This is a genomic window from Ensifer sp. 22460 (assembly GCF_052044935.1).
In the GTDB taxonomy this organism is placed as follows: domain Bacteria; phylum Pseudomonadota; class Alphaproteobacteria; order Rhizobiales; family Rhizobiaceae; genus Ensifer.
In genome coordinates, this window is record NZ_JBQENZ010000004.1 from 182,889 (window position 1) to 204,846 (window position 21,958).

Consider the following 21,958-nt stretch of genomic DNA (forward strand, 5'->3'; position numbering starts at 1 on the left):
ACGGCCAGTCCAAGGCCGCTTGAGACCGAAGCCGGCCGAAATGCCGCGAAAAGAACGGCAATCGTCACAATTCGGGGCTGTCCGGCCACGGAATGCGGGGCTACACATTGGAAGGCCCCACAATGATCCCCCGAGTCGCGGCCGCTTTCCCGGATGTCGCCTGCCCCATGTCTCAGATTCGCCCGCTCATCCCCCTCCTCGTCACCGCAGGCATCCTCATCGGCGGCAATGGCCTGCAGGGCACCTTCATCTCGCTTCGTGCGTTGGAGGAAGGTTTCTCGACATCCCTGATCGGCGTCGTCGGGGCCGGCTACAATATCGGTTTCGCGCTCGGCTGCGTCTATGTCACCCGCATGCTGCGCGCCATCGGCCACATCCGCACCTTCTCGGCCATGGCGGCAATAGCCTCCGCCGCGGCCATTTCGATGGTGCTCGTCATCAATCCGCTGATGTGGTTTCTGATGCGGCTGCTTGCCGGCATCTGCTTCGCCTGCCTGTTTGCGACCGTCGAAAGCTGGCTGAACGCCAGCGTCACCAACGCCAACCGGGCGCGTACGCTTTCCGTCTATCGCCTCGTCGACCTTGGATCGGTGACGGCGGCGCAATATGTCATCCCGGGCATCGGCCTCGAGGGCTTCGAACTCTTCGCCATCATCTCCATGGCACTGACCCTGTCGCTCGTGCCGATCTCCTTTGCCGACCGGTCGAGCCCGGTAGCGCCCGAAGCGATCCGGTTCGACGTCAAGGCGCTCTGGAACATTTCGCCGCTCGCGACTGTCGGGTGCATCGTCGTCGGCCTCACCAACGCCGCCTTCCGCTCGCTCGGGCCCATCTATGCCCAGGGCATCGGCCTTTCAGTGACGGCGATCGCCACCTTCATGAGCGCCGGCATCATCGGCGGCGTCGTGCTGCAATATCCGCTCGGCCATTATTCCGACCGGATCGACCGCCGGCTGATCATCCTGATCGCCACCTTCGGCTCGCTGCTCGCCGGCCTGTTCCTGGCCTTCGGCGCCGGCAACGACGAATGGCTGAACTTTGCCGGCATCTTCCTCTTCGGCGCTTTTGCCATGCCGCTCTATTCGCTCTGCTCGGCGCATGCCAACGACCACGCAGCCGAGGGGCAGCATGCGCTGGTATCTGCCGGCATGCTGTTCTTCTGGTCGCTCGGCGCGATCATCGGGCCTCTTTTTGCGTCCTTCCTGCTCGACATCTTCGGGCCGCAGGCGCTCTTCATCTACACGGCGGCGATCCTGTTCCTGTTCATGCTCTACACCTTGCACCGCATGACGGCGCGCGGGCCGGTGCCCGCCGGCGAGCGCGCAATGCCGTTCCGCAACCTTTTGCGCACCTCGTCCTTCTTCAACAAGCTCGCCGCCGGCAACAACCACAAGCGCAAGGATGGCTGAGCCTGCGGCAAGATGCGCGCAGTTCGGATAATTGCTGAACTCCACAATCAGGTTTAGAACCGGCAGCAACCTGAACAGCAGCCGAGATTGCCGAAATGCCCGTCATCAGTCGCCGCACTTTTCTTCAAGGCTCCGCTGCTCTGGGAGGTGCCTTTGCGCTCGGCGCCGGCATGGCGGCCCGCGCCGGGGCCGCGCCGGATCCGCAGATCCTGACGGCACGCCTCACCGAAGCGCAGATCGGCAGGGATGGCGTGACGCCGAAGGTGATGACCTACGGTTTGGGCGAGGCTGAGAACAGCGGCGTGCCGCCGGTCCTGCGCATGCGCAAGGGTGCGCCTTACGCCGCGCGTCTCATCAACCGGCTCGACGAGCCGACGACGGTGCACTGGCACGGCCTTCGCATCGCCAACGCCATGGATGGCGTTCCCGAGCTGACGCAGCCCTATGTCTACCCCGGCGACCAATTCGACTATCTCTTCACGCCGCCGGACGCCGGCACCTTCTGGTACCATCCGCACTGCAACACGCTGACCCAGATGGGCAGCGGGCTCACCGGCGTGATTGTCGTCGAGAACCCCGAGGATCCGGTCTTCGATGCCGAGATCGTGCTCAACCTCCGCGACTGGCGGCTTGGCACGGGCGGCGCCTTCATCGATCCGTTCAAGCCGCGCGATGCCGCGCGCGGCGGCACCTATGGCACGGTGCGCACCGCCAACTGGCAGCAGGAACCGACTTACGACGCACCGGCCGGCGGGCTCATTCGCGTGCGCATCGCCGCGACCGACGTTACCCGCATCTACACGATCGGCCTCGATGGCGCTGAGGCGATGGTGATCGCGCTCGACGGCAACCCGGTCGACAAACCCTTTTCCCTCGATCGCTACGACTTCGGCCCAGGCCAGCGTGTCGACCTGGCGTTGCGCATGCCCGATGGCGAGGGCCAGACCGTTTCCCTCGGCAATTTCCGCGGATCGCATCCCTGGACCATCGCACGCTTCCGGGCGATCGGCGCGTCGCTGAAACGCGACCTTAGGGATGTCGCCCCCCTGCCCGCCAACCCGATCGCCGAGGCGGATCTCTCCGTCGCGACCCGTGTGCCGATCGAGCTGACGGCGACGGCCGAGCACAAGGCAGCACCTTCGATCTGCGGCTCGCTCGGCTATACGTTCTGGGCGATCAACAAGGTGCCGTGGCCGGGCGACACGCCGGACCCGATCGCGCCGATCGAGGAGATGAAGCTCGGCAAGAGCTATGTTCTTGAGGTCGCCAACCGGACGCCGCACGCGCATCCGATCCATCTGCACGGCCTGAGCTTCCGCATCCTCAATTCCAACAAGCGGACTTTCCTGCCGCCGCCGACCGATACGATCCTGCTTTTGCCCGACGAACAGGCGGAAGTGGCGCTAGTAGCGGACAATCCGGGCGACTGGGTCATCCATTGCCACATCATCGAGCATCAGAAGACCGGCATGACGGGTTATTTCAAGATCGTCTGAGAATTTCGATTGTGACAGATGCCGCGAAGAGCTACACGAAAATCTAAGCCGCATTTTTGCCACAGTGATTTAAATCTGATGATTGAAACAACCACAGACCTTGAGGCCGCCTGCGAGCAGCTGGCCCGTTCAAATTATATTACGATTGACACCGAATTCCTGCGCGAGACGACCTTCTGGCCGGAGCTCTGCCTGATCCAGATGGCAAGTCCGGATCTCGCCGTCATTGTCGACCCGATGGCCAAAGGCATCGACCTTTCGCCCTTCTTCGCGCTGATGGCCAATCCTGAAGTCATCAAGGTATTCCATGCCGCGCGTCAGGACATCGAGATCATCTTCCATCTCGGCAACCTCATTCCGCACCCGATCTTCGACACACAGGTCGCGGCCATGGTTTGCGGCTTCGGCGATAGCGTCTCCTATGACCAGCTCGTCAACCGCGTGACTGGCACGCAGATCGACAAGTCCTCACGCTTTACCGACTGGAGCCGCCGGCCGCTGACCGACAAGCAGCTCGACTATGCGCTCGCCGACGTCACGCATCTGCGCGACATCTACAAGTACCTGGCCGCAGAGCTGGAACGCGAGGGGCGCTCGTTGTGGCTGACTGAAGAGATGGCGATCCTTGAGGCACGCGACACCTATGACCTGCATCCGGACGACGCCTGGCAGCGTCTCAAGATGCGCGTCAAGAAACCGATCGAACTCGCCGTCCTCAAGACCGTCGCTGCCTGGCGCGAACGCGAGGCGCGCGCCCGCAACGTACCGCGCGGCCGCATCCTGAAAGACGACGCCATCTACGAGATTGCCCAGCAGCAGCCGAAGGACGCGGAAGCCCTGGGACGGCTTAGGACCGTTCCCAAGGGCTGGGAACGGTCCAGCGCCGGAACTGCGGTCATCGAGGCGGTCAACGAGGCGCTCGCGATCCCGAAGACCGATCTGCCGAAGCTACCGCGCCAAAACCATACGCCGGAAGGCGCCGCTGCCGCAGGCGAAATGCTCAAGGTTCTTTTGAAGCTCATCGCCGAAAAGCAGGGCGTGGCCGCGAAGATCATCGCCAACAGCGACGATCTCGACAGGATCGCCGCCGAGGGCGAGAAGGCCGATGTCGGCGCGCTCAAGGGCTGGCGGCGCGAACTCTTCGGTGAAACCGCGCTGAAGCTCATCAACGGCGAAGTGGCTCTTCGTTTCGTCGACAAGAAGATCGAGACGGTGGAGCTCGGCAGCTAGATTTGCTTCAAGCGGCAAATAGTATCGGACGGAGTCAAGTTTCCGCCCGAATCCGGCTCTAGCTGAAAGCCGGGCGGAACAGAATCACCATCGTCTCGAACGAAGGTGACTACTGCATGTTTCCTTAATCGTACCCGATTAAAGGGCAAAAACATGCAGAAATTCAAAGTGCTACAGCGACCCTTGCGCGTCTGATAAGACGCGCGCCGCTGTAGGCGTGGCAGAGCGGCAACGTTGCGTGCCGACTGACACGTATGCCGCTTCTTCCGTACCGGGGCTTCCTATGCGTTGGCGCTTCTCCACTTTCGAAGGACTTCTGCTGCTGCTCGTCATCGCGGGCGCAGGGGCAGTTTACGCATGGGTTTTCTATGGAAAGGGCGCCCTGATCGGCGCCACCTACGCGCTCTTTATGTGCCTGCCGATCATTGCCTTCGAGAGACGCATCATCTTCCGGCGCCTCAATCGGCGGATCCACGCCTTCTCGACGCCCGTCTTCTTTGTCGCCTCGCTTGCGATCTACTTCGTGCTTCTCGACGTCGGCTACGCGGCGGCCGGCCTGATCATGCAGACAAGCGGCGTTATGGACGACAACTGGATGGAGGCGATGACGCCATCCAAGACGGTCCTGCTCTTCGCATTGGGCATCTCGGGTTCGCTCGTCTTCATCCTCCGGGTTCGTGAACTGTTAGGCCGCGATGTCTTTCTGAGCCTGCTGACGGGCCGTTACCGCAATCCGGTTCAGGAAGAGCGCGTCTTCCTGTTCGTCGACCTCGCCGGCTCGACCAGCTACGCCGAGAAACACGGCGACCTCAGGATGCAGGAATATCTCGGCCGGCTGTTCGCGACGATTGCCGACCCTGTGCTGCGCTATCGGGGGTCGATAGACGACTATGTGGGCGACGCTGCCGTCATCACCTGGCCCTTCGACCGCGCCACCAACAATGCGGCCTGCATTCATTGCGTCTTCGACATTCTGGAAATAATTGATGTGGAGGCGCACCGCTGGCAGAAGGAATTCGGCGAGGTCCCGCGCCTGCGCGCTGCCCTTCATGGCGGCACCATCGTCGCTGCCGAAATCGGCCTCGACAGGCACAAGATCACCTATTTCGGCGATACGGTGAACACCACCGCCCGGCTGGAAGGCTTTTGCAAGACACTCGGCCACCAGGTGCTGATCTCCACCGACCTCGCCCGCAAGATGCGTCTGCCGCACTATGTCCGGGTCGAGGATCTCGGCGAGCACGCGATCAAGGGCCGCGGTCAAAAGCTCGGCGTTCTGGCACTGCGTGTCGGAGGCTCGACGTCCGCCCTTGCGCCCAGTGCGGCGGAATAGTCACCGTCGGGCCGTAGCCGCTTCAGCCGTGCAGTTTTGCGCCCTTGGTAATCTTGTCGACCAGCTTCTTGTCCGCATGGATGGCGATGCCGGCGACCGCGGCATCGTCCGGGCTGGTTTCCGCGAAAACCGCGCGATTGGCATTGTCGTGGCCGGTGGCGAACATGCCGTCGACATAAATCGACGTCCGCACATCCCTTTCGATCGCACGCCGTTGAATGTTGCCAAGCGTCTTCCCATCTGCGGCGAGCACGATGATCGGCTGAACACTCAAGGCGTTGTAGACGTTGCCAGCGCCATCGCGATAGTCTTCACCGATGATATCGGGCTTCTGCCCGGCAATACCGGTGGCGAGGAAGGCGGTGACGTTCAGCTTTTGCCAGGTTGCCAGGTCTTCGCGCAATACGATCGCAAATTTGGTATCGAACATGACGGTCATCTCCATTTCAGCCCGACAGGGCGTGCCGGAAGACGCATTATCGGAGGGTGCTGCCGTCGATCTTGAACGATTGTGCGGGACTCAAGGTGACGGTATCCGGGTCGCTCCCGCCGTCGATGGCATCGAGCGCATAGAAGCGCGCCTGCATGGGAAATTCTTTGAGCCGCACCGCCACGACACCTATGCGATCGGCGTGACGCTGGGCGGCATCCAGACATTCCAGTACCGCGGCGAAAGCCGCTTCAGCAAACCCGGGAGCATCATCATCCTCCACCCGGACGAGATCCACGATGGCGGCGCGGGAACGGAGATCGGGCTGCGCTATCGGATGATGTATCTGCAGCCGGAACGCTTGCTCGCCGCGCTCGGAGAAACGGGGCGCGCCCTGCCCTTCGTCGCAGCACCTGTCGTGGGTGACGAGGCCCTGCGGCAGGCGGTCGGAGAAGCCGTGATGGACCTCGACAATGGCATCGACGAGCTGGCGCTTGACGACATCCTCGTTCGGATCGCGGAGGGCCTCTACCGGCATGCCGGCGCCAAGGACATCAAGCCCGGAAAGGCCGACAAGCACGCCGTTCTGGAGGCAACCGAATACCTTCGCGCCAATCTCGAGCGGCCCGTGGGTTCCCAGGAACTCGAGGCCGTCAGCGGGCTCGATCGCTTCACGCTGGCGAGGCAGTTCCGCAAAGTTCTCGGCACAAGCCCGCATCGCTACCTCCTGATGCGCCGGCTGGAGCGCGCCCGGCAGATGATTGCCAGGGGAGAAAGTCTTGCAGGTGCTGCGCTCGAAACCGGCTTTGCCGACCAGGCGCATTTCACCCGCCACTTCAAGCGGGCCTATGGCATAACGCCCGGGCGCTGGGCGAGCCTCGCCATTGCCGGCTAAGCCTGTCACCAAAGCTTCATCGGTCTGTCAGACAAGCATCACCCCTTCGTCATCTAAGCCGCCTATCGGGTTGCGGTCTACAGCGCCGCGCGTCTTATCAGACGCGTAAAGGTCGCTGTAGCACTTCGAATTGCTGCATGTCTTTGTCCTTAAATCGAGGGCGATTTAAGGAGGCATGCAGGAGGCTCCAACCCATGGTGACTTTTATGACGAAAACGCTTCTCGCCACCGCGGCGCTCTCACTTTTGATGACGATGGCCGCCTCGGCCGAGGAAAAGTCCTTCACCGCAACGCTGAAGGGTCACGCGATCCTGCCGGCGAACACGATCATCGCCGCTCCCTCGGATGCGCCCGATTACCTGAAGACCTCCGGCAAGTTCACCACCGCGGACCGCAAGCGCGCGGAAGCGCCCGGCACCGTGCCGGGCAAGGACGGCGTTCGCCCGACCGGGCTTTCGCTGCCCTTCAACGGCCAGCCGATGCAAGGCTTTTCCGGCATCAAGGCGATGGAAGACGGTACGTTCTGGAGCCTCTCCGACAATGGCTTCGGCAACAAGCTGAACTCCACCGACGCCATGCTGATGCTGCATCACGTCAGGATGGATTGGGATGGCGGCAAGGTCGAAGCGCTGAAGACCCTCTTCCTCACCGACCCGGACAAGAAGGCACCCTTCCCGATCGTCATGGAAGGTTCTGACAAGCGCTATTTCACCGGGGCCGATTTCGACGTCGAATCGATCCAGCCGGTCGCCGACGGCTTCTGGGTTGGCGAAGAATTCGGACCCTACATCCTCAAGTTCGATCTCGACGGCAAGCTGACGGACGTGATTGCGACGACGGTCGATGGCAAGCCGGTCCTGTCGCCCGACAATCCGACGCTGACGCTGCAGGCCGACCCGTCGAAGAAGACGCCCGCTTTCAACCTGAAGCGCTCCGGCGGCTATGAAGGCATGGCCCTTTCCAAGGATGGCAGCAAGCTCTATGGCCTGCTCGAAGGCCCCCTCTGGACGGACGGCGAAACGGTCGAGCAGGCCGATGGTCGCCCGGCGCTACGCATCATCGAACTCGATGTCGCGAGCAAGGCCTGGACCGGTCGCAGCTGGCTCTATCCTCTGGCTGAAGGCGGCGAGGCGATCGGCGACTTCAACATGCTCGACGACAAGACCGCGCTGGTGATCGAACGCGACAACGGCGCCGGCACGGTCGACAAGGCGTGTGCCGATCCGAAGGACCCGAAGCCGGACTGCTTCGCCACCGGCTCCAAGGTCAAGCGCATCTACAAGATCGCCTTCGATGACAGCAATGTCGGCAAGGCCGTGCGAAAGATCGGCTACATCGACCTGCTCAAGATCGCCGACCCGGATAACAAGAAGCGCCAGGGCGGCGGCGAAGGCTTCTACGACATGCCCTTCGTCACCATCGAGAACGTCGACCGCGTCAATGAGACCCACATCATCGTCGGCAACGACAACAACCTGCCGTTCTCGGCCGGTCGCGCGCTCGACAAGGCCGATGACAATGAATTCGTGCTGCTCGAAGTCGGCGATTTCCTGAAGGCCGAATAATCAAAAAGGGCGCGCCAGCCCAGGTTGGCGCGGCCTTTCCGCAAGAAACAAGATTTTCCTCAGCCTCAGCTTTCGAAGTGGAAAGCGAGCCTCTTGCCGGTGAGCTTGCCGAGTTGCTGCAGGCGCCCATCCAGCCGCTCGCCGGCAAACTCCGAATAGGCGGCCGGAACGACGATCTCGAGATCCACGTCCGGCTGGGACGATTTGCGGAACGTCAGGTTCTGCGTAATCCCCGGCATCGACGCCGAGAACAGGTAGGCGACACGCAGCAGGCCGCCGAGCAGCTTCGCCAGTTCCAGCAAGCGCGGCGTGGTGATACCGGCAAGCGCGTTCGTGGCGCCGTCATCGTTCAGCCCTTCGAAGCGGTAGTAGTTGGCAAGCGCGATATAAGCGCGGCCCGCATGGGTGATACCGGAGAAGGTCGAGTGGGCGATGATGTTCAGCGCCTGCAGGCCGCGATAGTCGGGATGCGCGCGCCAGCTGATATCGGCGAGCAGGCACGCGGCCTGACGATAACGGCTTTCCTCTTCCGTCTCTTCTATCCCGAAGAACGGCACCATGCGGCCCGTCCAGTCGGCCAGTTCACGCGCATGCTCGGGTGAGCGGGCGCGCAGGATGGCGATTTCATTCGCCGCCGTCAGCAGCGGATCCTGGGCGCGTTCCTCGTCCTTCAGCAACGAGAACAGATAGCCTTCGCGCACACCGAGTGCCGAGAAGGAAATCCGCTCCGGCTTCATGATCGAGAGCGCTTCCTGCATGGCGATCGCCCCGAAGGGCAGAAGGCTGCGGCGGCTCTTCGAGATCGTCGCATAGGCCGACGGCTTGATGCTCTTCGGCTCGATCACTTCAGGCAGCAGCGCCATCGCCTCGTCGTAGGAAATCTCGTAGCCCTGCATCATGTGCAGCGGATAGTCCCGGGTCTCCATGTGCAGCTTGGCGATCGAGCGCCATGTGCCGCCGACGGCGTAGAAGGTGCGGCCCGTACCGGTCCTCAGCACGGCCGAGTTCTTCATGAACTTGCGCACCCAGGTGCGCGCTTTCGTGAGCGAGCCATTGCTGTGTTCGAACAGCCGGATGCCGCCGAGCGGCAGGGTGATACCCTTGCCGATCTTCGTGCCCGAGACGTCGACGAGCTCAAGGGAACCGCCGCCAAGGTCGCCGACGACGCCATCAGGATCGTGATAGCCGCTGACGATACCCATCGCAGAATAATAGGCCTCCTCCTCGCCGGTGAGGATACGGACCTTATGGCCGAGGATCGCCTCCGCCTTCTCGATGAAGGCCGGACCGTTGCTCGCTTCGCGTGCTGCCGCCGTGGCGAGCACATACATCGATATGGCACGCGCCTGCTTCGAGAGCGCGTGGAAGCGATGCAGCGCCCTGAGCGCGCGCTCGACGCTTTCTTCGTCCATGCGTCCGGTCGCATCGATGCCCTTGCCGAGACCGCACATCACCTTTTCGTTGAACAGCATGGCCGGCGAGCGGCTCAGGCCTTCATAGACGACAAGGCGGATGGAGTTCGAACCGATATCGATAACGGAAACCGGGCGGATGCCGGGCAGACGCCCCTGCGCTTCTGATTCGACCATGCAATTCCAGTTTATTTGTGCCAGCCGCTCTTCCAGCCAGCTATGAGCTTCGGTGCGCTGGACTTCAGGGCTTCACCCCGGCCGGAGAGGCTGGGATTGGTCATGAAATAGTGCTGTGCGTTGAAAGGCTCGGCGTCCTTGCCGACTTCCATCCGGCGAGAGGTGCCATCAGGAAGAATTTCGTAGCTCTGCTGGTTGTCGATGAGATTGCCCAGCATGATCTGCGACAGAACCTGTTCGTGCACAGTCCGGTTGATGAGAGGCACGAGCGTCTCGACCCGCCGGTCCAGATTGCGCGGCATCATATCCGCCGAGCCGATATAGACAAGGGCATTTTCCGATGGAAGCCCATGGCCGTTGCCGAAGCAGAATATGCGGGAATGTTCGAGGAAACGGCCGACGATGGACTTGACACGGATGTTGTCGGAGAGCCCGGGGACTTGCGGCCGAAGGCAGCAGATGCCGCGCACCACGAGGTCGATCTCGACGCCGGCGCGGCTCGCCTTGTAGAGCGCGTCGATGATTTCCGGGTCGACGAGAGAATTCATCTTCATCCAGATCGCCGCCGGGCGCCCGGCCTTGGCATGTTCGATCTCTTCGTCGACGTGCTTGAGGATGCGCGGGCGCAGCGTGTGCGGCGAAACCGCGAGCTTCATGCCGGCTTCCGGCTCGCCATAGCCGGTGATGAAGTTGAAGATGTTCGCCATGTCGTGGGCGATCACCGGGTTGCAGGTGAAGAACGACAGGTCGGTATAGATCTTCGCCGTCACCGGGTGATAGTTGCCGGTGCCGAGGTGGCAGTAGGTCCTGAGCCTGCCTTCCTCACGCCGCACCACCATCGACATCTTGGCGTGAGTCTTGAGTTCGATGAAACCGAAAACGACCTGCACGCCGGCGCGCTCGAGGTCGCGCGCCCAGCGGATATTGGCCTCCTCGTCGAAACGGGCCTTGAGCTCGACCAGCGCCGTCACCGACTTGCCGGCTTCAGCCGCATCGATCAGCGCGCGCACGATCGGACTGTCGTTCGAGGTGCGGTAGAGCGTCTGCTTGATGGCGACCACTTCAGGATCGCGTGCCGCCTGCAACAGGAACTGCACGACGACGTCGAAGGATTCGTAGGGGTGGTGGACCACCATGTCCTTCTCGCGGATCGCCGCCAGGCAATCGCCGGCATGCTCGCGGACGCGCTCGGGAAAGCGCGGATTGTAGGGGTCGAAGCGCAGATCGTCGCGCGGCGCCTTGGTGATTTCAGAGAGCGTGTTGAGCGCCAGCAGGCCGGGGAGAACGGCGATGCGGTTTTCCGGAACGCCGAGTTCCTGCACGACGAACTGGCGCAGCGACGCCGGCATTTCCGAATCGGTCTCGATGCGGATCACCGAACCACGGCGACGGCGCTTCAACGCGGTTTCGAAGAAGCGCACCAGGTCTTCGGCTTCTTCCTCCACTTCGATATCGCTGTCGCGGATGATGCGGAAGGTACCGGAACCCTTGACCTCGTAACCGGGGAACAGCCGATCGATGAACTGGCTGACCATATCTTCGAGCGTAATATAGCGGATGACGTTCTTGACGTCGGGCAGCCGGATAAAGCGGTCGAGCGCGACCGGCAGGCGCAAGAGCGCGGTCATCGGCTCGCGGCCAGTCTTGCTGACGAGCTGCAGGCCCATCGAGAAGCCTAAGTTCGGAATGAACGGGAACGGGTGCGCCGGATCGATCGAGAGCGGCGTCAGCACCGGGAAGATCGACTGGTCGAACTCGTTGGCAAGCCAGCTCCTGTCCTGCGCCGACAGCGACGCCGGGCGCACGATCAGGATGTCTTCCTTGGCGAGATACTGCTGCAGGACCGCAAGCGAGGCCTGCTGCTCCATCTGCAGATTGTCGATTTCCTTGAGGATGTCTTCGAGCTGTTCGACCGGCGTCTTGCCATCGGGCGAGCGCATGGAAAGGCCCTGGCGCACCTGCCCTTCCAGGCCCGCAACGCGCACCATGAAGAACTCGTCGAGGTTGGCAGCGGAGATCGACAGGAAGCGAATCCGCTCCAGCAGCGGATGTGCCGTATTCAGCGTTTCTTCAAGCACGCGACGATTGAACTGCAGCCAGGAGAATTCGCGGTTGATGAAGCGCCGCGGGCTGGTCAGCAGATCGATGTCCTCCACTGCCGCCTGGTTTTCGTTCACCGCCGATACCGCGTTATCCATGCTCATTCGATCCCATTGCTCCGGCTGCACCGGCTATCTCAGTTTGACGACGGTTCTGTGACAGTCAATCGGACCGCCGCCGATTCCCCAGTTCTTCGAGAACTTCGGAAGCAAGTGCCCGGCTGAGCTTCGTTCCGCGGGAAAGCGCCAGATGGTCGATGCGCTCGACGATCGTCTGCGCCGCCTCCAGCGACCGCTCCATGCGCTGAACGATATAGCCCACGAGCCGCTCGTCGACGAAGAGCTGGCGGTCGGCGAAAAGCTTGATCAGCACCTGCGTCAGCAACTCGTCATCCGGCTCGCCGATCTCGACGATGGTCGCCGCCTTCAGGCGCGAGCGCAGATCCGGCAGCGTAACCGGCCAGGACATCGGCCAGAGCCGCGTCGTCATCAGGAGACCGGTGCCATGCTGGCGCACGTTGTTGATGACGTGGAAAAGCGTCGTGTCGTCAAAGCCGCTGCGGTCGGCGTCCTCGAAGAGGACAGGCTTTTCCGCGGCGATCAGGGCGGCATCGGAGCCGGCGAGCGGATGGATCGTTTCGGCCCCTGCCCGCTCTTTCCAGATGCTGGCGAGATGCGATTTGCCGGAGCCGACCGGCCCGGCGATGATGACGACCGGCGACGGCCAGTCCGGCCAGTGGTCGACGATGGCGATCGCAGCGCTCAGCCTGTCGGAGACGAGCAGGTCCTCACGGCCCTTCGCCGGGTCGTGGCCGAAGGCCAGGGGTATTTGTTCGAATGGGCGTTTTGTCATGCTGTACTCGGGACAATCGTCGGAAATCAGGCGGCCTTGTCGCTCTTCGCCTTCTTTTCCACGGCCTTGCCGTGCCCGTGATAGAGGTCGCTATCAAGGTACCGCTGGATGCCGAAGCGGACAAGCACGCCGATGGCGGCTGCTGCCGGCACCGCCACCAGCAGACCGACGAAGCCGAAGAGCGCGCCGAAGGCAAGGAGCGCAAACATCAGCCAGACCGGATGCAGGCCGACGCTTTTACCCACCAGCTTCGGCTGGAGGATGTTGCCCTCCATGAACTGACCGCTGAAGAAAACTGCAAGCACGAGGCCGATCCAAAGGTAGTCCGGCCAGAACTGCACCAGGGCAACGCCAACAGCGAGCACGAGGCCGACCATGGATCCGACATAGGGAATGAAGCTGATCATGCCGGCGAAGAGGCCGATCAGCAGGCCGAAATTGAGACCGACCAGCGACAGGCCGATACCGTAATAGAGGCCAAGGATGACGCAGAGCGAGCCCTGCCCGCGCACGAAGCCGGCGATCGTCGTGTTCATGTCTCGGGCGATCTGGCGCACATCCGAGACGTAGTCGCGCGGAACCCAGCTGTCGACCTTCTCCACCATCCGGTCCCAGTCGAGCAGAATATAGAAGGCGACGACAGGGGTAACGACCAGCAGCGAAATGACATCGAGCAGCGCCACGCCGGAGTTCCAGATCTGCTGGAAGAGCGTGCCGACGAAAGCGGCTCCCTGTTCCAGCAGCTTGCCGGAGCTCTGCTTGAGCGACGGCATCTGGCTCGCCAGCCAATCGGGGATCAGGCGCGTCTGCGCTTCGTTGACGAGCAATTGCAGCTTGGCGGCGTAGCCCGGGATGTTCGCGATGAAATCCGAGGCCTGGCTGACGACCACGGGAATGATGACCATGAGCGCCAGCACGAAGACCACGACGAAGCCGATCAGGATGACGACCGTCGCCATCAACCGGCTGAGGCCAAGCCGCTCGAGACGGTCGGCGACCGGATCGAGGAAATAGGCAAGCGCCATGCCGGCAAGGAACGGCAGCAGGATAGAGCTGAAAACCATGAGGAAGGCAATGAAGGCGGCAAGCACCAGCAGCCAGAATATAACCTGGCGCTGCAATCCGGAACCGCTGACCTTGATATCCATGACACTCCCTTTAGATCGCGATGATTTTAGGTCGGGTCGACCTAAAATCATAACCGTGGTCGCTTGTCACAAGCGAGGGCGGGATGCGGGCGGAAAACCGCGCACACTTTTCCACATCCCGCGCTGGCGCGCCGCATGCGCCGATCGCGTATCACAACCCTGCAAGGAGATAGGGGGCGGCGCGGGCGCCGGTCAAGTCCAACCGGGTGAGGCCGCACGGTTTGGAGCTATGCTGCTTCGCTTCTATCGTGGGATATGGGCAAAATGTTGAAAAAACGCCGCCAATGCATGCTCTCGGCTTGCACTCCCTTGCCTGCCGTGCCAATCGCATCCGCAAAATATCTGTCGCACGACGAGCCTTGGAGAACGAGCATGAGCCAGTCGGGAAAGAACGGCCTCACCTATAGCGATGCGGGCGTGGATATCGACGCCGGCAACCTGATGGTCGAGAAGATCAAGCCGCATGTGCGCTCGACGAGGCGTCCGGGTGCCGACGGCGAGATCGGCGGCTTCGGCGGTCTCTTCGACCTGAAGGCGGCAGGCTTCACCGACCCGGTTCTGGTTGCGGCCAATGACGGCGTCGGCACCAAGCTCAAGATCGCCATCGACGCCAACAAGCACGACACCGTCGGCATCGACCTCGTTGCCATGTGCGTCAACGACCTGGTGGTCCAGGGCGCCGAGCCGCTGTTCTTCCTCGACTATTTCGCGACCGGCAAGCTCGACCCGGACCAGGGTGCCGCGATCGTCGCCGGCATTGCCAGCGGCTGCCGCGAAGCGGGCTGCGCGCTGATTGGCGGCGAGACCGCCGAGATGCCGGGCATGTATTCGGGTGGCGATTATGATCTCGCAGGCTTTGCCGTCGGCGCTGCCGAACGCGGCCAACTCCTTCCCGCCGGCGACATCGGCGAAGGCGACGTCATCCTCGGCCTCGCATCGTCGGGCGTTCACTCCAACGGCTACTCGCTGGTGCGCAAGATCGTCGCGCTCTCGGGCCTTGCCTGGGACGCACCCGCGCCGTTCGGCGAAGGCACGCTTGCCGATCTCCTGATGACGCCGACGCGCATCTATGTGAAGCCGCTCTTGAAGGCGATCCGCGAGACCGGCGCGATCAAGGCGCTCGCCCATATCACCGGCGGCGGCTTCCCCGAGAACATTCCGCGCGTGCTGCCGAAGCACCTCGCCGCCGAGATCGACCTCGATGCGATCAAGGCGCCGAAGGTGTTCTCCTGGCTTGCACAGACCGGCGGCGTTGCTGCCAACGAGATGCTGCGCACCTTCAACTGCGGCGTCGGCATGATCGTCGTCGTCCCGGCGGACAAGGCTGCGGAGATCGCCTCTGTGCTGACCGACGAAGGTGAAACCGTCTTCACGCTCGGCCGGATGGTCGCGCGCGACGAAGGTGCTGCCGGCACGATCTACAAGGGCACCCTCGCCCTATGACGACTGAGGTCTCGACGGGCAAGAAGCGGGTCGTCGTCTTCATTTCGGGTGGCGGCTCCAACATGCTGGCGCTGGCGAAAGCCGCGGCCGAGCCAGGTTTTCCCGCCGAGATCGTTGCGGTCATCGCCGACAAGGCGGATGCCGGCGGCCTCGTCAAGGCGGCAGCACTCGGTATTGCCACACGCAGTTTCCTGCGCAAGGATTTCGACAGCAAGGACGCCCACGAGGCGGCAATCCTTGCCGAGCTCGATCGCCTATCGCCGGATATCATCTGCCTGGCCGGCTATATGCGGCTGCTTTCGGCAACCTTCATCCAGCGCCATCAAGGGCGGATCCTCAACATCCACCCCTCGCTGCTGCCGCTCTTCCCCGGCTTGCACACCCATCAGCGGGCGATCGACGCCGGCATGAAGGTCGCCGGCTGCACGGTGCACTTCGTGACCGAAGGCATGGACGAAGGCCCGATCCTCGCGCAGGCAGTGGTGCCGGTTCTCCCCGGCGATACATCCGAAAGCCTTGCAGCGCGGGTGCTGACCGTCGAGCACCGCACCTATCCGATGGCGCTCCGGCTGATGGCCGAGGGCAAGGTGCGCATGGAAGATGGTCGCGCGGTGAGCCATAGCGCTGCCGAAGCAACCGCCACGCTGATCTCGCCTGCCGCCTGATTAGAGCACCCCGCTTTCAGTGAAATTACTGGAAGCGGAAGATGCGCTGGATCAATTCATCACTTCGCCGACGCCAGCCTGCGATCGAGCGCATCGAGCACACGCCGCGTCAATGCCGGATAGTCCTCGTCGAAGTGATGGCCACCGTCGATGCCGATGACGTCGACGCCCGTTCCCTTCAATTCAGGGCAGGCATCATCCTCTTCGTCGGTGCCGTAGATGCATTGCACCAGCGCCGGATCGATGCGCTTGATGTCGTCGAGCGGATCGCCGCCCTTGCCATCGCCTTCCGCACCCAGCCAGCCGAGCACCGACACCTTGTAGTCGACCAAGTGCGACAGCGCCATCAGCGTCACCTGGCGGACATGCGCCTTTTCGCCTGATGGCAGCAGGTTGAAGGTTCGCGGCAGAACGTCGGCACCGAAGGAATAGCCGATCAGCAGTACGTTGCGCACGTTCCAGTGCTTGCGGTAGTAGCTCATCACTTTGGCAAGGTCGTCCGCCGTCGCCTGGGGATCGCGTTCCGACCAGAAATAATGCAGGGAATCGAAGCCGACGACCGGCACCCCCTGCTGCTGGAGGACGTCGCCGACTTCCTTGTCGATGTCACGCCAGCCGCCGTCACCCGAATAGATCACCGCCATCGTATCGCGCGTCGGCTTGGCGTCGAGAATGGTCAGCGGCAGGCCGAACGGGTTGCCGGCGTCGCTTTCGCTGTCGATGATATCCGAGAGATGGTCGGACAATGCCGTGAAGGCATCATCGTCACTGTCTTCCTGATCGACATCCGGATGCTTTGCGATAAGCGCGGCCACATGCGAGCGCCCATCCGCGGAGGCTGCCGGCGAGAAGACGACGGAGACCGGGTCCGGCAAGGCACCATCGGTCAAGCCATAGACCATGCGGTCGCCTTTCTTCACCTTATCGGCCGGAGTGCAGAGCTGTTTCCTGAGCGCGATGCCCTCCTCCGGATCGACCGCCAGCGTCTGGCCGATCGTGGCTGGCGGCGTCTGGGCGGCAATCGCGAGCGCCATGGCGCCACCGGCGCCGACACCGGCAACGATCGGCAGTTGGTAGGCATCGCTGCCGATGGCGCGCTGTACCTGCTGGCTGAGCGATTCGATATCGGAGACCATGTAGATGCAGTCGCCGTCATCCTTGGCGAGCGACGCGAGATAAGCCTTGAGATCGACACCGATGACGATGGTCTTGTCACCGGTGAGCGTATCAGCGACCGCCTGCTCCTTGTCCGTCCAGCCTGAAGCATCCGAAAGCAGCACGACCAGTGCGGTCGCCTTTTCCTTGGGCAACATGATGCGCGGCGACGGGATCATCCCGGTATCGTAGCTCTTCGGCGCGTCTTCCGCGGCAGCAGGAAGAATGGAAACCGAAAGCAGCAACGCCGCCGAGGTGAGGCATTTCCAGGCGTTCGCGACACGGATCATTTCTTCACCACTCCCTTGAGACCGCCGCCGATCAGGAATGTCGCATCCATCAAGGCGAGGATCGGATTGATGCCGCCACTGGCGACAAGATAGCGCGGTTGCCACTGCGGATGAAACTTCGACTTGAAGGCGCGCAGGCCCTTGAAGTTGTAGAAGCGCTCGCCGTGTTCGAAGAAGGTACGGCCGGCCCGATCCCATACCGGCGCGATCTGGCGCGTCGACATGCCGGACAGGGGTGCCATGCCGAGATTGAAGGCGCGGAACCCCTCCCCCTTCAGATATTCCATTACCTGGGCGAAGAGGAAATCCATGGCTCCCTTCGGCGCGTCCGGCGAGAAGCGCATCAGATCGACGGTGCCCTCCTCCTTCGTCCCGGTCACGAGGATATTGGCGAAAGCGACAATGCGTCCGTTACATGTGAGGATCGCAACCGGCTGCTCCGTCAGATAGTCCGGATCGAAGGCGCCGAGCGAGAAGCCCTTTTCCTTGGCGTTGTGATGGGCGAGCCAGGCATCGGAAACAGCCGTCAGGTCGGCCATGATTTCAGGAACGTCCGCCGGCGGCACGACCTGGAACTCCAGCCCGTCGCGCTGGGCGCGGCTGACCTGCTGGCGCAAGTTTGCCCACTTGCCGCCCTTCATCTCGAAACGGGCGAGATCGACGCGCGCCAGTTCACCGAGCCGGAAGGCGCGCAGCCCCGCATCGGCATAGTAGGCAAGCCCTTCGGCCGACACCTGGTAGAAAACCGCACGACAGCCGGCGGCTCGCGCCTTCTCGATGAAATGCCAGATCAGTTCCGGCCAGGCGTCGATTGGTCCGACCGGATCGAAGAGCGCAATCCAGGAACGGGCCCGCTGCCCGTACATGATGAAGGCCCGCCGGTCGGCCGAGAACAGGATGCTCTTGTCGCCCATGCGCACCAGATTGGCGTCGGACATGTTTTGCGCCTCGACGATCGCCAAGGCGCGCTCCATCGCATCGTCGGACGCGGGCTCCGCCGCCCCGGTTGCCGGGCGCATCAGGCTCCAGATCGCAAGCATGCTGGCACCGATGGTGACGCCAAGGAGCGCCCGCAGCCCACGCGGCGCCTCGGCCGAAAATTCGAACTGCCACCAGAGCTCGTGGCTGTATTCGACATCGCGGTAGACGAAGAGCAGGACGACCAGTCCGCCGAGGCAGATGACCCCAAGCGCCGTCAGCCACGGTATGGTGAGCGCCTGGCCAAAGAGGGATGCCGGACGGACGAACAGGCGACGGCTGACGAGCAGCCCCAGGAGAAAGAAGGCGAGCATGCCCGCTTCCACCACCGCGATCGCCTTGATCAGCGACAGCAGGAGTGCGGCGATCGCAATCACGATCGACGCCCACCAGGCACCATCCAGGCGCAGCGCCAGGCCGCGGGAGACGACGACGAGCGCAAGGCCGAGCAGGCTTGCGAGGAAATGGGCGCCCTCGACGATCGGCAGGGGCAGCAGGCTTTCAAGAAAGGCCAGATTTTCGTCGGGTGTCGGCGTCACGCTCGAAAGCACCAGCATGATCGCGAGCACGACGCCGAGCGTCGCCAGCAGCAGCGGCGTCATCCGGCCGCCAACGCGCCGCACACTTGAGGCGACCGGATGGCCGGAGAGCTGGCGGAGCTCGATGCCGATAACGACGGCGATCGCAATCACCAGCGGCAGCACGTGATAGATCACGCGATAGAGAACCAGCGCGCCGAGAATGGTGTCGACATCGGTGTTGTGGCCGAGCGTCGCGATGATGATCGTCTCGAAGACGCCGAGGCCGGCTGGAACGTGACTGAGAACACCGACGCCGACGGCGAGCGAGTAGACGGCGAGGAAAGCCGGCCAGCCGATGGTGCCGGCCGGCAGGAGCACATAGAGGACGGTTGCCGAAGCGGCGAGATCGAGCGCGGTCACCAGGAACTGGCGCGAGACCGTGCGCGAATCCGGCAGCCGCAATGTCAGGCGTCCGAGGCTGACCTCGCGGCCGTCGCGCGCAAGGAAGAACACGGTGAACAACCCGCCGAGGATGACGACGGCGATCAGGCGCAGCAAAAGCGGATCGAGCCCGGTCATCGGCGCCACATATTCGCCGACCGCCAGCAGGCTGAGGCAGGTCACCGTCAGAAGGCCGAGCCCAAAGGCAAGCGTCACGAAGGCAATGATCCGGGCAATATTTTCCGGCTCGATGCCGAGGCGGGAATAGGACCGGTAGCGGATCGCGCCACCGCTCAAGGCGCCAAAACCGGCGGTGTTGCCGACCGCATAGGCGCAAGCGGCCGTCAGCGCCACATCGGCATAGGGCAGCTTGCGCCGGACATAATCGAGCGCGCCGACGTCATAGAAGGTCAGCGCCAGGAAGCTCAGCGCCGTGAAGAACACCGCCGCCGCAAGCGACGCCCAGGGCGTATCTGCCAAGGCTTGGACGACTTCATCGTACTGAACTTCGGATGTCAGGTGAAAGATCGCAAAGCCGAAGAGAGCGATCACAAATAGCGTACCAGCGGCCGAAAGAGAGCGACGGTTGCGGCGCAGGAAGGAAATCCAGCCCCCCTCCGCCTGCTGCTCGTCGTCGGTTGCGCTTTCCGAAAGGGAGGATGTCATGGGGCGCCCATGTCAATGATGAGAACATCAGCGCTTTAGCTTACCCGATACCGATCAAAAAGTGAAATATCCGTAATAAATTATCTTCTTATAAAACAATGATTTAGCCGCTGAGTTCGTTGCGGTTGAGCTTTGCCCATTGCAGCAGCATGATCGTCTTGGCGTCGCAAATCTCGCCGGTGGCGATCATAGCGAAGGCCCGATCAAGCGGTATTTCGAGAACTTCGATGTCCTCTCCCTCATGCGCAAGCCCGCCGCCATCCCCACGCTTTTCCGTGACGTCGATGTGGCCGACGAAAAAGCTCGTGCGCTCGGTGAGCGCGCCCGGGCTCATATAGGCATCGAAAAGGTGGGTGGCGCCTTCGACATGGTAGCCGGTCTCTTCCAACGCCTCGCGGGCGATCGCAACTTCCGGGGTGTCGTCGTCCAACAACCCGGCCACCGCTTCGATCATGTAGGCCTCGTCCCCCTGCAAGAGCACGGGAACGCGCAGCTGCCGCACAAGCACCACGCTTTGCCGCTTGGCGTCGACGAGCAGGATGGTCGCGGCACTGCCATGATCATGAACCTCGCGCTTCAAGGTCGCGGTCATGCCGTTCGACATGTCCTGTTCGAGCGTCACTTCCTCAAGATGGATGAACCCGTCCCAAAGCGTGCGGCGACCGATGATCCTGACGCGCGGATCGTGATGTGTGCTCATGCGAAATCCTTCGTTGGCGGCAGCCATCCGGCCGTTCCTGCCTCTAGAGCATCCCGCTTTCAAGTGGAAGCACTCGAAAGCTGAAAGATGCTCTACAATCAAAGTGCTAGAGCGTCCTTTGTGCGTTCGTCTGAACGCACGGCGTTCTAGTGAATGTGTTCCGTTGTCGCGCGGTCTTCGCGCTCCATCTGCAATGTCGTGTGATGCAGGTCGAACTCCTGGCGCAGCCGCTCTTCGATCGCCCGGCGCACCGTTTCACCATCGGCGCCCTCGGCGAGCACCGCATGGGCGGTCAACGACGGTTGGTTTTGGGTGATTGCCCAGAGGTGAAGATCATGCACCGAGATGACACCAGGCACGGCGGCGATCGTCGCGTGGACATCGGCGAGCCGCACGCCCGGCGGCGCGCCTTCGAGCAGGATGTTGATGCACTCCTTCAGCAGCACCCAGGTGCGCGGGAAGACCATGAAGCCGATACCGACGGCGAGCAGGGAGTCCACCCATTTCCAACCGGTGAACCAGATGACCGCGGCACCGACGATGACGGCGAGCGAGCCGAGCATGTCCGACCAGACCTCGAGATAGGCACCCTTGACGTTGAGGCTCTCGTCCTTGTGGCTCGTCAGGAGCCGCATCGAGGCGAGATTGACGAGAAGGCCTATGACGGCGATCACCAGCATGCCGCCCGACTGGATCTCCTGCGGCTCCGACAGCCGCTTCCAGGCTTCGTAGAGAATGTAGAAGGCAACGGCGAGCAAGAGCAGCGCGTTGAAGGCGGCCGCGAGGATTTCGAAACGCGCATAACCGTAGGTGCGCAGCAGATCGGATGGGCGGCGGCCCACATGGATGGCGACGAGCGCGATCGCAAGGGCCGCGGTGTCGGTCAACATGTGCATCGCGTCGGAGATCAAAGCCAGACTGCCGGTCAGTACACCGCCGACGACCTCCGCCAGCATGAAGCCGCCGGTCAGGCCGAGCGACGCCCAGAGCCTCGAAACCGGCGTGCTACCGACATCTGCATGGTGGTGGTCGCCGCTCATGGAGGGTTCCGT

General features: G+C 62.6%; 17 protein-coding genes. 8 read left to right on the forward strand and 9 right to left on the reverse strand.

Going from position 1 to position 21,958, the window contains the following annotated elements:
- Positions 1 to 167 precede the first annotated feature (167 nt).
- The 4 genes from ACTJKM_RS06785 (at position 168) to ACTJKM_RS06800 (ending at position 5,468) form a co-directional block, all read left to right on the forward strand.
- On the forward strand, positions 168 to 1,409 hold the full coding sequence (locus ACTJKM_RS06785; protein WP_058329468.1) for an MFS transporter: 1,242 nt from the start codon (positions 168 to 170) through the stop codon (positions 1,407 to 1,409).
- A gap of 95 nt (positions 1,410 to 1,504) precedes the next feature.
- Positions 1,505 to 2,905, forward strand: coding sequence for a multicopper oxidase family protein (locus ACTJKM_RS06790; protein WP_058329391.1), 1,401 nt, complete (start codon positions 1,505 to 1,507; stop codon positions 2,903 to 2,905).
- A gap of 78 nt (positions 2,906 to 2,983) precedes the next feature.
- Positions 2,984 to 4,135 carry a ribonuclease D gene (gene rnd / locus ACTJKM_RS06795; protein WP_057252617.1) on the forward strand — a complete coding sequence of 384 codons (1,152 nt, stop codon included), beginning with the start codon at positions 2,984 to 2,986 and terminating at the stop codon, positions 4,133 to 4,135.
- 283 nt (positions 4,136 to 4,418) lie between these two features.
- Complete coding sequence (locus tag ACTJKM_RS06800) at positions 4,419 to 5,468, forward strand: adenylate/guanylate cyclase domain-containing protein (protein ID WP_058329392.1); 1,050 nt, start codon at positions 4,419 to 4,421, stop codon at positions 5,466 to 5,468.
- A gap of 22 nt (positions 5,469 to 5,490) precedes the next feature.
- Here ACTJKM_RS06800 and ACTJKM_RS06805 read toward each other — a convergent pair whose 3' ends face one another.
- Entirely contained in the window at positions 5,491 to 5,898 is a 408-nt protein-coding gene (locus ACTJKM_RS06805; protein WP_058320201.1) for a DUF2000 family protein, read from the reverse strand.
- Here ACTJKM_RS06805 and ACTJKM_RS06810 point away from each other — a divergent pair.
- Positions 5,897 to 6,793, forward strand: coding sequence for an AraC family transcriptional regulator (locus ACTJKM_RS06810; protein ID WP_082663721.1), 897 nt, complete (start codon positions 5,897 to 5,899; stop codon positions 6,791 to 6,793). The genes ACTJKM_RS06805 and ACTJKM_RS06810 overlap by 2 nt on opposite strands.
- Before the next feature lie 206 nt (positions 6,794 to 6,999).
- Positions 7,000 to 8,358: an esterase-like activity of phytase family protein gene (locus ACTJKM_RS06815; protein ID WP_058329470.1), complete on the forward strand. Its 1,359-nt coding sequence runs from the start codon at positions 7,000 to 7,002 to the stop codon at positions 8,356 to 8,358.
- 65 nt (positions 8,359 to 8,423) lie between these two features.
- Here the strand turns inward: ACTJKM_RS06815 and ppx are convergent, their stop codons facing one another.
- The 4 genes from ppx to ACTJKM_RS06835 all read right to left on the reverse strand — a co-directional run bounded on the left by ppx (position 8,424) and on the right by ACTJKM_RS06835 (position 14,047).
- Positions 8,424 to 9,947: an exopolyphosphatase gene (gene ppx / locus ACTJKM_RS06820; RefSeq protein WP_058329393.1), complete on the reverse strand. Its 1,524-nt coding sequence runs from the start codon at positions 9,945 to 9,947 to the stop codon at positions 8,424 to 8,426.
- Between the two features lie 11 nt (positions 9,948 to 9,958).
- Complete coding sequence (locus ACTJKM_RS06825) at positions 9,959 to 12,145, reverse strand: RNA degradosome polyphosphate kinase (protein ID WP_057252898.1); 2,187 nt, start codon at positions 12,143 to 12,145, stop codon at positions 9,959 to 9,961.
- Between the two features lie 64 nt (positions 12,146 to 12,209).
- On the reverse strand, positions 12,210 to 12,899 hold the full coding sequence (gene hdaA, locus ACTJKM_RS06830; protein WP_058329394.1) for a DnaA regulatory inactivator HdaA: 690 nt from the start codon (positions 12,897 to 12,899) through the stop codon (positions 12,210 to 12,212).
- A gap of 26 nt (positions 12,900 to 12,925) precedes the next feature.
- Complete coding sequence (locus tag ACTJKM_RS06835) at positions 12,926 to 14,047, reverse strand: AI-2E family transporter (RefSeq protein ID WP_058329395.1); 1,122 nt, start codon at positions 14,045 to 14,047, stop codon at positions 12,926 to 12,928.
- A 372-nt stretch (positions 14,048 to 14,419) separates the two neighbouring features.
- Here ACTJKM_RS06835 and purM point away from each other — a divergent pair, with 372 nt between their 5' ends.
- Together purM and purN are read left to right on the forward strand one after the other, a co-directional pair.
- Positions 14,420 to 15,490 carry a phosphoribosylformylglycinamidine cyclo-ligase gene (purM, locus tag ACTJKM_RS06840; protein ID WP_058329396.1) on the forward strand — a complete coding sequence of 357 codons (1,071 nt, stop codon included), beginning with the start codon at positions 14,420 to 14,422 and terminating at the stop codon, positions 15,488 to 15,490.
- The gene (gene purN / locus ACTJKM_RS06845) at positions 15,487 to 16,155 is read left to right on the forward strand and encodes a phosphoribosylglycinamide formyltransferase (RefSeq protein ID WP_057252632.1); all 669 of its coding nucleotides are present in this window, start codon (positions 15,487 to 15,489) and stop codon (positions 16,153 to 16,155) included. Before purM ends, purN begins: the two co-directional genes overlap by 4 nt.
- Positions 16,156 to 16,214: 59 nt before the next feature.
- Here the strand turns inward: purN and ACTJKM_RS06850 are convergent, their stop codons facing one another.
- From ACTJKM_RS06850 to ACTJKM_RS06865, 4 genes are all read right to left on the reverse strand, one after another.
- A complete protein-coding gene (locus ACTJKM_RS06850) occupies positions 16,215 to 17,600 on the reverse strand; it encodes a virulence factor family protein (RefSeq protein ID WP_058329397.1) in 1,386 nt (461 codons plus the stop codon).
- Positions 17,597 to 20,206: a bifunctional lysylphosphatidylglycerol flippase/synthetase MprF gene (gene mprF / locus ACTJKM_RS06855; protein ID WP_093232191.1), complete on the reverse strand. Its 2,610-nt coding sequence runs from the start codon at positions 20,204 to 20,206 to the stop codon at positions 17,597 to 17,599. The genes ACTJKM_RS06850 and mprF overlap by 4 nt, the downstream gene beginning before the upstream one ends.
- Before the next feature lie 103 nt (positions 20,207 to 20,309).
- The gene (locus tag ACTJKM_RS06860) at positions 20,310 to 20,906 is read right to left on the reverse strand and encodes an NUDIX domain-containing protein (RefSeq protein WP_058329471.1); all 597 of its coding nucleotides are present in this window, start codon (positions 20,904 to 20,906) and stop codon (positions 20,310 to 20,312) included.
- 146 nt (positions 20,907 to 21,052) lie between these two features.
- On the reverse strand, positions 21,053 to 21,946 hold the full coding sequence (locus ACTJKM_RS06865) for a cation diffusion facilitator family transporter (protein ID WP_058329399.1): 894 nt from the start codon (positions 21,944 to 21,946) through the stop codon (positions 21,053 to 21,055).
- Positions 21,947 to 21,958 lie beyond the last annotated feature (12 nt).

Excerpts from the sequence above, each read along its gene's own strand:
- ACTJKM_RS06785 (WP_058329468.1), top strand. The coding sequence starts at position 168 with ATGTCTCAGATTCGCCCGCTCATCCCCCTCCTCGTCACCGCAGGCATC.
- ACTJKM_RS06790 (WP_058329391.1), top strand. The coding sequence starts at position 1,505 with ATGCCCGTCATCAGTCGCCGCACTTTTCTTCAAGGCTCCGCTGCTCTG.
- rnd (WP_057252617.1), top strand. The coding sequence starts at position 2,984 with ATGATTGAAACAACCACAGACCTTGAGGCCGCCTGCGAGCAGCTGGCC.
- ACTJKM_RS06800 (WP_058329392.1), top strand. The coding sequence starts at position 4,419 with ATGCGTTGGCGCTTCTCCACTTTCGAAGGACTTCTGCTGCTGCTCGTC.
- ACTJKM_RS06810 (WP_082663721.1), top strand. The coding sequence starts at position 5,897 with ATGACGGTCATCTCCATTTCAGCCCGACAGGGCGTGCCGGAAGACGCA.
- ACTJKM_RS06805 (WP_058320201.1), bottom strand. The coding sequence starts at position 5,898 with ATGTTCGATACCAAATTTGCGATCGTATTGCGCGAAGACCTGGCAACC.
- ACTJKM_RS06815 (WP_058329470.1), top strand. The coding sequence starts at position 7,000 with ATGACGAAAACGCTTCTCGCCACCGCGGCGCTCTCACTTTTGATGACG.
- ppx (WP_058329393.1), bottom strand. The coding sequence starts at position 9,947 with ATGGTCGAATCAGAAGCGCAGGGGCGTCTGCCCGGCATCCGCCCGGTT.
- ACTJKM_RS06825 (WP_057252898.1), bottom strand. The coding sequence starts at position 12,145 with ATGGATAACGCGGTATCGGCGGTGAACGAAAACCAGGCGGCAGTGGAG.
- hdaA (WP_058329394.1), bottom strand. The coding sequence starts at position 12,899 with ATGACAAAACGCCCATTCGAACAAATACCCCTGGCCTTCGGCCACGAC.
- ACTJKM_RS06835 (WP_058329395.1), bottom strand. The coding sequence starts at position 14,047 with ATGGATATCAAGGTCAGCGGTTCCGGATTGCAGCGCCAGGTTATATTC.
- purM (WP_058329396.1), top strand. The coding sequence starts at position 14,420 with ATGAGCCAGTCGGGAAAGAACGGCCTCACCTATAGCGATGCGGGCGTG.
- purN (WP_057252632.1), top strand. The coding sequence starts at position 15,487 with ATGACGACTGAGGTCTCGACGGGCAAGAAGCGGGTCGTCGTCTTCATT.
- ACTJKM_RS06850 (WP_058329397.1), bottom strand. The coding sequence starts at position 17,600 with ATGATCCGTGTCGCGAACGCCTGGAAATGCCTCACCTCGGCGGCGTTG.
- mprF (WP_093232191.1), bottom strand. The coding sequence starts at position 20,206 with ATGACATCCTCCCTTTCGGAAAGCGCAACCGACGACGAGCAGCAGGCG.
- ACTJKM_RS06860 (WP_058329471.1), bottom strand. The coding sequence starts at position 20,906 with ATGAGCACACATCACGATCCGCGCGTCAGGATCATCGGTCGCCGCACG.
- ACTJKM_RS06865 (WP_058329399.1), bottom strand. The coding sequence starts at position 21,946 with ATGAGCGGCGACCACCACCATGCAGATGTCGGTAGCACGCCGGTTTCG.